Here is a 13,099-nt window from a genome sequence, read left to right on the forward strand (position 1 = left end):
TAACTTACAGATTGTAATTTTCTGCAAAGATAGTCATTTCTAACCCATAGAGTCATTTTTTGCTCGTATTTTGTCGCATATCAACCACTTACAACGATTGTTAATCGTTTTTAGTGGACACTAGTGATAATATTTAAGGATCGCGCACGCGCACTCGCGCGCACGCGATGTCGTAAAAATCGACCACTCGACCACCTCTATAGTCTAACATGCAGTAGTTTAGAACTTTAAGTGGTGGTCGAAACTATTATCATCGACCACCCTTCGACCACCGGATTGCCATCGATTATCAACACAGACCAAGCAAAGCAAGTCCTGCATATCGATATATAAGTTAGAGATGTTGTTTATCATCGTTTTTCACAACCTTGACAATACTTTTGTCAAACGTTGGGCAATACCTTTGTCAAATATTGGACAATACCTTTGTCAAACGTTGGACAATATCTTTATCAAACGTTAGATAATATCTTTTTCAAACGCAGAAAAGACCTTTTTCAATCGTTTCGAAACAGTCTTGACAAATGTTCGAAAACACTCTTAACAAACGTTAGGCAATACCTTTACCAAAGTTTTGGAAATGTCTAACTATACGTATCTTGGACTGAGATATGAAATTCGACGAATTTTGGCGGTGGTCGATGGGTGGTCGATAGAAACAGTTTCGACCACAGCATAAAACACTGTATGATAATGCGATACACACTTCTGTGGCCGTGTGGTCGAAATTTTCTGAAAACTAAAATTTTTAGAGAATGTCATAAGCATCGTGGCATTCCACCTGATGAAAGTTCCACTAAATACAAAGCGCTCACGCACGTACCTATTCATATATACGTGCATGAGCGCCTATGTTATTTGATAGCTGTTCTGTCCTATGATTATTACATGATACCAATCCAACGCAACACATCGTTGAGGTTAGCCACAATCATAAGGAGCATGAGTAAGGCAAGTCCCACATAATTGGCACGTATCATGAAGTTTTCGGATGGTTTACGACGTGTGATGATCTCATAGATGAGGAAAAGCACATATCCGCCATCGAGGATAGGTATGGGCAGAATATTCATAAATGCCAGAATGATAGACAGGAATGCGGTCATCTTCCAGAAGAGATACCAATCCCATGTTGAGGGGAAGAGATTTCCAATGGCTCCGAATCCTCCGAGACTCTTAGCGCCATCGGCAGTAAACACATATTTCAGGTCGTCAACATAGGAACCAAGCACATGCATGCCATATTTGACACCAGCAGGGAAGCTCTCAAAGAATCCATATTCCTGTGTATATGGCTTATAGAGACCCGCTACGCTCTGTACGGTGAATCCCAAACGCATATCGGCAGTGAGCGTTACCACGGCAGTATCGGTTTTTACGCCATTGGTAAATACCACAGGTATGGTGCGCACTTTGAGACTATCGGCAGGCGATTTAGCATCTGCCAACAGGTCGGAGCGACGATCCAACTGGTCGATAATCTCATTGTATGAATCCACTGCATGTCCATTGACCGCCAGTATTCGGTCGCCTTTCTTCATTCCAATTTGCGATGCAGGCATATTGGGCACGACAGAGTCTGCCACTGCAGGAAGGAGCGGACGCACAAACGAGGGTTCTGCCTTCATCATATTCAAGAGATTCAGGTCACCAGGCAGATTCACCGTCACTGTTTTTCCCTGACGAATCACCTCCACCTGTTGTGCTGCAGCGATATCGCGATACAGGTCGGCACTAAAATCTTTGAAGGCCCCCTTCTCTGTTCCCACGAGAATATCACCATCGCGGAAACCGAGAGCCTTAGCCTCTTTATTAAACTTCATACCGCCAGTCATGTCTTTCACTGGCACATAGGTATCTCCCCAATAGAAGAGAATCATGGAGTAGATAAACAGCGCAAGGAGGAAGTTGACCAGCACACCGCCTATCATGATCAGCAATCGCTGCCATGCCGGTTTGCTTCTGAACTCCCAAGACTGTGCGGGTTGCTTCATCTGGTCGGTATCGAAGCTCTCGTCGATCATACCGGCAATCTTGCAATAACCGCCAAGGGGAATCCATCCGATACCATATTCAGTGTCGCTGTTTTTGGGTTTAAATTTGAAAAGACTGAATTTCCAGTCGAAGAACATATAGAACTTCTCTACTTTCACTCCAAAAAGTTTCGAGAAGAAGAAGTGACCACCTTCGTGCAAGAGCACCAAGATAGAGATGGCCAACATCAGTTGTAGCAGTTTAATAAGAAAAACTTCCATTCGTTATTTGTGTCTATTCGATTTTTATTTATTCATGAGTTCTGTTGCTATGCGCCTTGCCTCGGCATCGGTCGCAATATATGTATCATAGGTAGGCGAAGCATCGTAGGTGCAACGCTGCATGGTTTCGGCTATGATGTCGCTCATCTGCAGGAATCCACACTTATCTTCAAGGAATCCGCGATTGACAATTTCATTAGCTGCGTTGACGATACAAGGCATGTTTCCACCCTTCTCAATGGCCTCGAAAGCCAGTGCCAAGCAACGGAATTTTTTCAAGTCGGGCTCAAAGAATTCAAGGCTGCGGGTCTTAAACAGGTCGAGGCGCTCACCAGAGAGCGTCAGACGTTTGGGATAAGAGAACGCATACTGTATGGGCAATCGCATATCGGGCACTCCGAGTTGCGCTTTGACCGCACCGTCATCAAACTGCACAGCCGAATGGACAATGCTTTGCGGATGTACCAATACCTGAATTTGCGAGGCTTTTACACCGAAGAGCCACTTGGCTTCGATGACTTCGAAACCCTTGTTCATCATCGATGCCGAGTCGATAGTAATCTTCGCTCCCATGTCCCATGTAGGATGTCGGAGTGCATCTGCCTTGGTCACCTGTGCCAACTGCTCAATGGTAAAGTTGCGGAAGGGGCCTCCAGAAGCTGTCAGCAGTATCTTGTCGATGCGGTTGACATCCTCGCCCACAAGACTTTGGAATATTGCCGAGTGTTCACTATCTACTGGCAGGATGGGCGCATGATACTGCGTAGCCAGATTGCCAATCAGTTCTCCAGCCACAACAAGTGTTTCCTTGTTGGCCAGTGCAATGGTCTTTCTTGCTTTGATGGCATGGATGGTGGGGGTCAGTCCAGCAAATCCCACCATGGCAGTGAGTACGATATCAATCGGTTTAGCCTCTACTATCTCGTTGATGGCCTGTGCTCCGGCATAGACTTTCACGTCGGGAATATCGTCGGTGAGTCGTTTGAGTTCATCGTAACGTGCCTCATTGGCAATAACGATAGCTGCCGGATGAAAGCGATGAGCCTGCTCGGCGAGCAGTTCCACACGGTTGTTTGCCGTGAGACAATACACCTCATAGAGGTCGCTATGCTCTTCGATGACCTGCAGGGCCTGTGTTCCTATGGAACCTGTAGATCCGAGGATGGCAATTTGTTTCTTTTTCATATCTCTAACAATCCCTCTGGGATAATTGTTTTTATGGTTCTTTCCGTGGTGTCAATATGGTGTATTAGGTCGTCAGAAGCCGGAATGAGTCGTCCGTCTTCGAGTTCAAAGAGGATGTTATGGGTTGAATCGTCAATCGATGCAATGCGTCCCACCTCTTTTCCTGTATCGGCATCCACGAGCATGAATCCCACGAGCATAGACAGTGAAGGCATGGCGTCCTCCTCTTCTGCCAGACTTCTTGGGAAATAGACATCACACCCTGTGAGTTCTGCTGCCCGTTGTTGGGTATCGACATCGCAGAATTTGATGAGTGCGAGACTGTCTGAACGGAAGCGATACTCTTCCATGAAGAACGGCACGAGTATGCCGTCGATATCGAGAATCAGGTATTCTGCCTCGACACGGTCGAAGACATCATCGGTAAACTGCAGGCTCACCTCGCCTTTCACACCGTGCGACTTGCCCAGTCGTCCTATCTTATAGACCTCTTCTTTACGAATCATCTCACTCTTTGTTATCGTTTGCAGTCGTTCTACACCTTATTTATATAAATTATTATATGCGTTCAATGTGTGCACCAAGTGCATTGAGGCGCGCTTCAATATCTTCATAGCCGCGGTCGATCTGCTCGATATTGCTGATCTGGCTGACGCCATCAGCACTCATGGCAGCGATGAGCAGAGCGATACCGGCACGAATATCCGGACTCGACATGCGTTGCGGGCGCAGCGTATTTACCCTGTCGTGGCCTACCACCACAGCGCGGTGTGGGTCGCAGAGAATGATTTGCGCTCCCATGTCGATGAGTTTATCCACGAAGAAGAGTCGGCTCTCAAACATTTTCTGATGGAAGAGCACTGTGCCACGTGCCTGCGTTGCCACGACGATGAGCACCGACAACAAGTCGGGAGTCAGTCCAGGCCATGGTGCATCAGCCAGCGTCATGATAGTTCCATCGATGAAAGAGTCCACCTCATAATGTTCCTGACGAGGAATATACAAGTCATCACCCTCTTCTATAATCTTCACACCCAATCTGCGGAAAGCGTCTGGAATGATACCCAGATTGCGGAGCGACACATTCTTGATGCGTATGCCGTTGCCCACCATGGCAGCCATTCCGATAAACGATCCCACCTCAATCATATCAGGCAGAAGGCGGTGGGCTGTGCCATGCAGATGCTTCACACCCACGATGGTTATCAGGTTTGATCCGATACCGCTGATATTGGCACCCATGCGGTTGAGCATGTGGCAGAGTTGCTGAATATAGGGTTCACAGGCTGCATTATAGATTGTTGTAGTGCCTTTGGCAAGAACCGCCGCCATGATGATATTGGCAGTACCGGTCACCGAAGCCTCATCAAGCAACATATAGGTGCCCACGAGCTGTTTGGCAGCAATCTCATAAACTTCCGTCTTTGGGTTCTGTCGGAAGTCTGCACCCAGGTATTTGAAGCCGAGAAAATGGGTATCAAGGCGTCGGCGACCGATCTTATCACCCCCAGGTTTAGCAATCACAGCCTTTCCCATACGTGCCAAAAGCGGTCCAATCATCAGCACACTGCCACGCAGTGCAGCACACTTCTGGACAAACTCCTCACTACCGAGGTAGTCGAGATTGAGTTCATCAGCCTGAAAATGAAACACTCCCTGCTGTTCCTTACTGACTTTCACACCGATGTCTTTCAACAACTGTATCAGATTGTTGACGTCGCGAATGTCGGGAATATTGCGTATAATAACCTCGTCGTTGGTGAGCAACGTTGCACAGATCACCTGCAAGGCCTCGTTTTTAGCGCCTTGAGGGACGATGGTTCCACTGAGCAGGTGTCCGCCTTCGATTTTGAATGATGCCATAATCAGAATGTTAGGGGTTATAAAAATACTTATCTGCGACCTTTTCCCTTATTGCGTTTCATGGGAATAGGGTCTGTACCGGGAATGATTTTCTCAAACCTAAACTCGTTGAGATCAAGCTGTATCACACCGTCCGTCAGTCGGGCAATATCGTCAGCCACCTTCTCGTCGTCTGTCGAACCATGTCCCCAATTTGCCAGATCACGCTTCATCTGATTGGCAGTCAACCGTGCTAGTTCGTCGCGTTCCTCTCCCGGCGGCATGCTCTTGAGGCGTTCAAAAGACTCATCGAGCAATCTACCGTAGTGACGCATCTTAAACCGGCTCTTGTTATAAGAAATCGGTGCGGGCTTTGCCAAAAACTTTTCTGCCAACGACACATCGTAAGGCCAGTCGATATCGAGCTTCTTGTCGCTGATGAGATATAGGTGATCCCAATAAGCCTGTGCGTCACTGTTGTTGACTCTGGCTTGCGGATTACGACTCTCCATCAGTCTGACGATACTCTTTGCACAGCGCAGGCGTTCCTCTTTGGAAGGTAACGAACAGGCATGTTGCACCATCAACTGAATCTCGCGTCCATATTCAGGCATGACGAGTTTCTCGCGTTGTGTATTGTAATCTATTCCTTTGATGTCCATTGTCATGTTGTTTTGTCTTTTAGAGTAATTTCTTGGGCTTGAGGGCTACAAAGTCTTTCAGATAGAAAGGCACAAAGTAGGCCACATCTTCCGTACGTCCGTCCAGCAATCGGCGCTCTGCCAGCGGCTGCATCCAGCGTGCCTGTGGCTCAATGCCGTCTATATAGTGGGCATTGGGATGATCGATGATGTCCATACACTTCTTCGCACCATTGCCGAAGAAATATACGGGATGCTGGTCGAGCCACTGCCGATAAGTATCGGCATTCACCACGTCGGCACCTACCGGCCGCACCTCTTTCAGGCTGCGATCGTAGATGGCGGCATAAACTTCCATGCGTCGTGCATCGAGCATGGGACAAAGTAAGGCATCGTCTTCAATGCCTTCGCGCAGAAGTATGGGCACACAAAGAAGCTCAAGTGTAGGAACGGCAATGAGTTTCAAGTCACGTCCGTAGCAGACACCCTTTGCCATTGACACACCGATACGCAGTCCCGTATAGCTTCCAGGACCGCAGCTCACAGCCACGGCATCGAATGGAATGGCGTGACTATCAGTGAACGAAAGGGCCTCATCAACCATTGATCCGAGTCGTTCGGCATGGTTAGGACCGCTATGGTCTTCTTCGTGATAAATGCAGTGGCTGTCTTCCGACACTGCCACCGAACATACGTCTGTGCTGGTTTCAATATGTAATATACAAGCCATGTGTCTTGGAGTATATAATAGTTCAAGCTGCAAAGTTATGAAAAAAAAACGATATTCTGTGTATTCTGCCCTATTTTTACATTACTTTCACGTCAAAGAAGATAGTACAAAGCGCAAGACTCTCCAACTTTCTCCTATTGTCCTCCTATCATTCTCCCATTTATCATCGTAAAAATGGGACTTACTTGGGACTTACTTGGTAGTCACATAGGACTTACATACAATCTGTATAAGGCCTAAATAGGCCGTGTACAAATACAAAAAAGGAAGAAACTCAGAATCATCTGCAAGTTACCAGGAATATGCTCACATCTAATATAATACCATCTTCTTAGTTCAGAACTGGACATCCATACGACGGATACAAGCCTAAGCAAAATATCAGAAACACGTAAAACAAAATAGCGCTCAGATAGTTAAAGCCTGTTAACAAACCATTGTTTTCGCACACAAATCCTTGATATACGTCAAGAATATGATAATTTAATGCATGATTTATTGCAAAAATGTTGCGAGATATCGAAAAACATCGTAACTTTGCATCGTCAAAAGGAACAAGAGGTTCCAAAATGACACACACAAATAGATTGTTTTAGGTTAGTAGTAATATTTATAGTTTTAGGTTTTTAGTTATTGGTAAAAAGAAAGTTTGAAATATGGATAACAGTGGTCGCCGTGAGGCTCCCATAACTTTCTTTTTTTTTAATTGAATTTTGTTTTATACAAGATATACTACCGCAAGGTAGCCCCGACCGAAAGGTCAACAACATTAGAAAAGGATTTTTAGTTATACATAGGCTTTGGATGTCGCTGCTCGTGGTGAGTAGCGGCATTTTTTTTTTGAATTAACTCGGCAAATTCAATGAATTTGGTCGGCAAACTCAATGAATTTGCACCTTCGCGGATATTTCATTTGACTCCTATACCTATCTGTTGTGAGCGCTATGCAAGTTTTATTGGTGTGCAAATCAATTTATTTTGCTCAGCAATTCAATTTGTTTTCCTCGGCAATTCAATTTACTTTCCTCGGCAATTCAATTTACTTTGCTGAGCAACGAAACATCCACAAACAAGCAACACGCTATATACAAGCATATTACATGGCTTTTCAACAACACAGAGAAAACAGGTCTTTTGAAGCCATCGATATCAGACAATGCCAAAAGGTATGACCCTGGTGATCGTTCAGAACTTCCACTCCATCTGCAACTGTAGGTCGGGTTGCGAGGAATGGCATATTTCCTGCTTGCCACTGCCTATCTTAGAACGGTCGAAATAATCGGTGACACCCAACTTGGCTGTTAGCATCAGACGGTTGGCAATGGTGGCAGAGGCCAAGAAACTATACCGGATGCCTTCACCATAGAAGGCAGGGAAATAGAAATCATAGCGCAACGATGGCTCATACTGATAGAGGCGGCTCTCATAACTATTGGTGTGAAAATAGCCCATGCGCCCCGACAGGCGGAAGGCGGAACGTTTCCAAGTCAGCTGCTGACTACCCATATAGCCCCAATACTGCTGATGGATGCTAACCGAAGTGCCGTCGAACTGGGTCTGCCAAGATAGCCACGAACCTATTGCCCTACTCAGCCGGAGGCGCAACCGATGGTTGTAGCGATTGTAGAGGGTAGTTTTCTCTGCATTGTCGCGCTGGGTGAGATGCAATCGGTAATAGCCATCAAGCATCCAATTGCGGCTCTTCCACTCGCAAGCTACCTTGGTATCGAAGGCATCGCTCGATGCGCTGACCTGATAGCGTGCCCAAGCAAAGTGGGCATAGTCGGCATATACCTTCAACAGAAATCGCCATGAGGGTCGCCATTCCATGCCGACATACATGCCATGCTCGTTTTGCACCTTGCCTCCTTCCGAGAAACTGCGAGCATGGAGGGCGGTGTATTGCTTGTCGTAGTAGCGGTGGATGGCTGAAAAAGTCAGTGAGGTGGCAGGATGCCAAGTAGCACGATGCAGCAAAGCCAAGTGGCCATGGCGGTTGATGGCTGCTTCGCCTGCCAACGAGATGTTATCGCCTATATAACCGTAATCCACGCTCATATTGGCAAAGGTGGCTCCTGCGGCTTGATAGCGACGGAAGGGAGCACCCTCACGGTCGGGATCAAGTGTGCGGTCGAAGTGGGAATAGACGAAATTGCCATTGACATAGACCTTCTTGCCATGCCAGCCAACACTTCCACCGGCATCCCATCGGTAGGTATTATGCTTTTTGTCCATCTCGGCAGGCAGGCGATGGTAGCCCGAAGTGAGCAGTGTGCGCACCGTTCCATCATCGTTGAGCGTGGCATCAAGCGGTCGGTAGGAGCCGAATACGGTGGTGCGCCAATGGTCAGACAGGCGCATGGTCAGGGCTGCACCCTGCAGATAGTTGGCAACAGATCGCGAGCTGTAGGCTCGGATATCGGCAGAGGATCGCATGGCAGACTGTAGCATCATGGTTTTTCCCATGGCGAAAGCTCCGTTCATGATGAGTCCCATGCCCATCTGCACCCGATACATGCCCAGACAAAGGCGGTCGATACGCCCCAAATGGTTGAGTTGCAGATAATAGGAATAGTGGTCATACCCCATCTTATTGCGGTCGGAAAAGAAGGGCTCACCGGCATCTTGTGCTGCCGTAAACCCCACTTTCAATCGGTCGCGATAGTTGTGCTGATAGCGCACGGTATGGGCATAGCGCTTGCCCAAATATCCATCGCGGTAGCCCTTACGGGTGTAAAACGGTATGGAGACGGTGGCTGACAGCGTATTGTCGCCTCGCAAGAGGGCTGAGTCCAGTCGCAACGTGGGCATTTGACGCTCGACGGGTGCCACACAGACAAAGTGTAACAGCAGTCGGCGCACATCGTCACCTATCGACTTCACCAACAGCAGTTCGCTAAGGGATAGCATGGCCTTGTTGCGATAGATATACTCCAAGAGGTCGCCCACCTGTCTGGCGGAAAGAAAAGGCAGCCGCTCAAGTTGCTCGCGAGTGGCGCTATTCAGGTTGATGGGGTGGTTTTCCAGTTCTGTCAATTGGTCGAATGCCTCTTCCCATTGGGCGGCATCGCCCTCATCAGCCTCAACCCACTGCCAAAAATCATCTTGCCAAGGGCGCGATTGCTGTGCCGACAGCATCAAAGGCGATGCTGTCAGGCATAGAAGCAGACATAGGCACTGCCCCCACTTGCTATAGTTTGCCATATCCTCCCTATTTGGTTAATCAAAACCACTTCATCAGCGGTCGCAAGAATGCAACGAGCTCAGCTGCCATTTTCTGGTGTTGCCAGAGGGATGGATGCCATGAAGCGCCATAGTATAAATCGCCGGTTTGGGGTGTGAAGTCGAAGCGATAGACCTCGGCGTCACCGCCCTTGCGTGCCTCTGCCACTACTTCATCGAGGATTCGACGGGCTATGTCTAGCTCTTTGCCATTGAGCATAGAACCGCAAAGATACACTATTTTTGCATGTGGATTGCGTTGGCGCACCTGAGCGAGAAAGCGCTTGTAGGCTTGTTTAAGCAACTTTGTATCGTAATTGTTGGTGGAGAGGTCATTGGTGCCAAGGTTGATGCACACCAACTGAGGTTGGTAACGGGCAAAATCCCATTTCTCCGAACGGTCGTAGAGGTTGGTGTAGAGATATTCGGTGGTCATCACATTGTCGGGAGTACCTGTCTTCGGACCGTCATAACTGCGATATACTCCAATGCCACTGCGTGCCACGACATGCGCTACGGCATCAAGATCACGCGTAGCGATTTGCGCATAGGTGAAATAGTGGTTCTCTGTTTCGTATTCGAAAGGATCGCTCATCTCGATACTCTCGTTACCATAACCGCAGGTGATGCTGTTGCCGATAAATTCGATAGTGCGTTGGGGCAATGCAGGGGCTGTCAACAACTTAGCGCCAGCGTCGAGAACAAAACCACGGAAGTCGGGTTTGAGTTCATAACCTTCTATCACATACATCAATCGCACATCATGACAACCTTGAGGTAAGGCTGTGGCAAGTGTAACAACCGAATCGCGCTCACCCATGAAACTCACTTTGAAGGGTTCGGCACCATCTATTTGTGCCATGAAATAGCCACTGCGAGGTTTTGCCATCATCTTCAACGAGGTGCCGGTAAAGCGCGCAATGATCTGTGTGCCAGGGAAAGTGAAGCGCGGACGCATGGGATTGGAGAAACAGATGCGTCCCACATACTGGATGCAACTGTCGGTGGGGTTGATAACTGTGCCTGTTACAGGACGTGTGGTCGATGCCGCAGCCGAAAAGACGGCAACAACTGAGAGCATGAGGAAAACGATTCTTTTCATGAACTATAGTATGGTTTTTTGTTATTCGCTTTGCAAAATTACAAAAATTATGATTAACTTTGCACCAAAAGCGATAAAAAAACAATGATGGACGAAGATTTCGACATAAGACAAGAGCAAATCTCAGCATCGGAGAAAGACTATGAAAACGCACTCAGACCACTCTCGTTCGATGATTTCAGCGGACAGAAACAAGTGGTAGAGAATCTCCGGGTGTTTGTAGAGGCTGCTAAATATAGGGGCGAACCATTGGACCACACCCTGCTCCATGGCCCACCAGGACTGGGTAAGACCACACTGTCCAATATCATTGCCAATGAATTGGGAGTGGGATTCAAGATTACCAGCGGACCGGTGCTCGACAAACCGGGCGACTTGGCAGGCATCCTGACATCGCTCGAAAAAAACGATGTGCTCTTTATTGACGAGATACACCGTCTGTCACCAGTGGTTGAAGAGTATCTATACTCGGCTATGGAGGACTATCGCATAGACATCATGATAGACAAAGGACCGTCGGCACGGTCCATACAGATTGACCTCAACCCCTTCACACTCGTGGGGGCTACAACAAGAAGCGGACTCTTGACGGCTCCACTGCGCGCACGTTTCGGTATCAACATGCACTTGCAGTATTACCAACCAGAGACGCTACAACGCATTATCACGAGATCGGCATCGATTCTCGGTGTACCCATCACCGCTGAAGCAGCGGCTGAAATAGCGGGAAGATCGAGAGGTACGCCACGTATCGCCAATGCACTGTTGCGACGAGTGCGCGACTTTGCACAGGTGAGAGGCACTGGACGCATCGACACCAATATCACACAGGTGGCATTGACAGCGCTCAACATCGACCAATACGGACTGGACGAGATAGACAACAGACTGCTGTTGACCATCATCGATAAGTTTAAAGGGGGACCGGTGGGCATCACGACCATTGCTACGGCTATCGGAGAAGATGCAGGAACTGTGGAGGAAGTCTATGAACCATTCCTCATCATGGAGGGTTTCATCAAGCGAACGCCACGAGGAAGAATGGTCACCGAACTGGCTTACAAGCACTTTGGACGCAACCCCTATACGGGAAACATCATGGAACCAGGACTCTTTGACGAATAAAAACTATGAGAACAGGAATATTTGTGGGAAGCTTCGACCCCTTTACCATCGGACACGACAGCATCGTCAGACGAAGTGTGGCACTATTTGACAGACTCGTTATCGGCGTAGTGGGCGACCATGTGGGGAAACCTTATATGCAACCGGCGGAAAATCGGATGAAGGCGATTGCCGAACTCTATGCTGACGAACCACGCATAGAAGTGAAACCATACTACGGACTGGCGGTGGATTTCGCTCGCAACGAGGGGGCACAGTACATCATCAAAGGGGTTAGGTCGGTAAAAGACTTTGAGTATGAACGCGAACAGGCGGACATCAACAGACAAATGAGTGGGGTGGAAACACTGCTGCTATACAGCGAACCACAACTTTCGAGCGTTTCTTCAACCATGGTGCGAGAACTGATGCACTTCGGAGTAGATGTTTCTCCTTATCTGCCCAAAGCTAAAACACCAACGAAGCAATAACGCTGGGCAATGAAAATACAGCGTATGACTACAATATACAGATAGAACGAAACAATAAAGACAATATGATAACATACAACGCAGAAAACGTGAAATTCCCGAAAATAAAGCGCCGGGAAACCACAGCATGGATTAAAAGAGTAGCTGCCTCCTATGGAAGAAAGGTGGGAGAGATAGGGTATCTCTTCTGCGATGACGAGAAAATACTGGAGGTGAACCGCGAATACCTGCAACACGACTATTATACTGATATCATCACCTTCGACTATGATGAGGATGACATCATCAGCGGAGACCTCGTCATATCCCTCGACACCGTGAAGAGCAATGCAGAACTCTTCCATAAAAACTATGACGAAGAACTACACCGCGTCATCATACACGGCATCCTACACCTCTGTGGCATCAACGACAAAGGGCCGGGAGAACGGGAAATCATGGAGGCTGCAGAAAACAAAGCGCTGGCAATGCGAACCGCAGAAGCACAATAGCCGAAAAACGAAACTGTAAATACTTACACACAAATA

11 protein-coding genes are annotated in these 13,099 nt (G+C 47.8%); 3 read left to right on the forward strand and 8 right to left on the reverse strand.

Annotation, left to right across the window (positions count from 1 at the left end; genetic code table 11):
* Positions 1 to 884 precede the first annotated feature (884 nt).
* The 8 genes from rseP to CIK96_RS02705 form a co-directional block, all read right to left on the reverse strand.
* Positions 885 to 2,255: an RIP metalloprotease RseP gene (rseP, locus tag CIK96_RS02665; protein ID WP_094439494.1), complete on the reverse strand. Its 1,371-nt coding sequence runs from the start codon at positions 2,253 to 2,255 to the stop codon at positions 885 to 887.
* 24 nt (positions 2,256 to 2,279) lie between these two features.
* A complete protein-coding gene (locus CIK96_RS02670; protein WP_094435253.1) occupies positions 2,280 to 3,440 on the reverse strand; it encodes a 1-deoxy-D-xylulose-5-phosphate reductoisomerase in 1,161 nt (386 codons plus the stop codon).
* Entirely contained in the window at positions 3,437 to 3,946 is a 510-nt protein-coding gene (gene rimM / locus CIK96_RS02675) for a ribosome maturation factor RimM (protein ID WP_094389829.1), read from the reverse strand. Before rimM ends, CIK96_RS02670 begins: the two co-directional genes overlap by 4 nt.
* Positions 3,947 to 3,998: 52 nt before the next feature.
* Positions 3,999 to 5,303 (reverse strand): UDP-N-acetylglucosamine 1-carboxyvinyltransferase, encoded by a 1,305-nt coding sequence (murA, locus tag CIK96_RS02680; protein ID WP_094389830.1) that lies wholly within the window; start codon positions 5,301 to 5,303, stop codon positions 3,999 to 4,001.
* Positions 5,304 to 5,332: 29 nt separating this feature from the next.
* Positions 5,333 to 5,944 carry a DUF4290 domain-containing protein gene (locus tag CIK96_RS02685; protein ID WP_094439496.1) on the reverse strand — a complete coding sequence of 204 codons (612 nt, stop codon included), beginning with the start codon at positions 5,942 to 5,944 and terminating at the stop codon, positions 5,333 to 5,335.
* A 19-nt stretch (positions 5,945 to 5,963) separates the two neighbouring features.
* Positions 5,964 to 6,653, reverse strand: a complete 690-nt coding sequence (gene tsaB / locus CIK96_RS02690; protein WP_094389832.1) for a tRNA (adenosine(37)-N6)-threonylcarbamoyltransferase complex dimerization subunit type 1 TsaB — start codon at positions 6,651 to 6,653, stop codon at positions 5,964 to 5,966.
* 1,185 nt (positions 6,654 to 7,838) lie between these two features.
* Positions 7,839 to 9,857: a helix-hairpin-helix domain-containing protein gene (locus CIK96_RS02700; protein ID WP_094439500.1), complete on the reverse strand. Its 2,019-nt coding sequence runs from the start codon at positions 9,855 to 9,857 to the stop codon at positions 7,839 to 7,841.
* Positions 9,858 to 9,876: 19 nt separating this feature from the next.
* Entirely contained in the window at positions 9,877 to 10,977 is a 1,101-nt protein-coding gene (locus tag CIK96_RS02705; RefSeq protein WP_094439502.1) for an SGNH/GDSL hydrolase family protein, read from the reverse strand.
* Positions 10,978 to 11,064: 87 nt separating this feature from the next.
* On the opposite strand from CIK96_RS02705, the gene ruvB reads away from it, so the two are divergent.
* The 3 genes from ruvB to ybeY all read left to right on the forward strand — a co-directional run bounded on the left by ruvB (position 11,065) and on the right by ybeY (position 13,063).
* Positions 11,065 to 12,102, forward strand: a complete 1,038-nt coding sequence (ruvB, locus tag CIK96_RS02710) for a Holliday junction branch migration DNA helicase RuvB (protein ID WP_094389880.1) — start codon at positions 11,065 to 11,067, stop codon at positions 12,100 to 12,102.
* Positions 12,103 to 12,107: 5 nt separating this feature from the next.
* The gene (coaD, locus tag CIK96_RS02715; protein WP_094389837.1) at positions 12,108 to 12,572 is read left to right on the forward strand and encodes a pantetheine-phosphate adenylyltransferase; all 465 of its coding nucleotides are present in this window, start codon (positions 12,108 to 12,110) and stop codon (positions 12,570 to 12,572) included.
* Between the two features lie 65 nt (positions 12,573 to 12,637).
* On the forward strand, positions 12,638 to 13,063 hold the full coding sequence (gene ybeY, locus CIK96_RS02720; protein WP_094389838.1) for an rRNA maturation RNase YbeY: 426 nt from the start codon (positions 12,638 to 12,640) through the stop codon (positions 13,061 to 13,063).
* Positions 13,064 to 13,099: the final 36 nt, after the last annotated feature.

This window comes from Prevotella sp. P4-98 (assembly GCF_002251405.1).
GTDB lineage: Bacteria > Bacteroidota > Bacteroidia > Bacteroidales > Bacteroidaceae > Prevotella.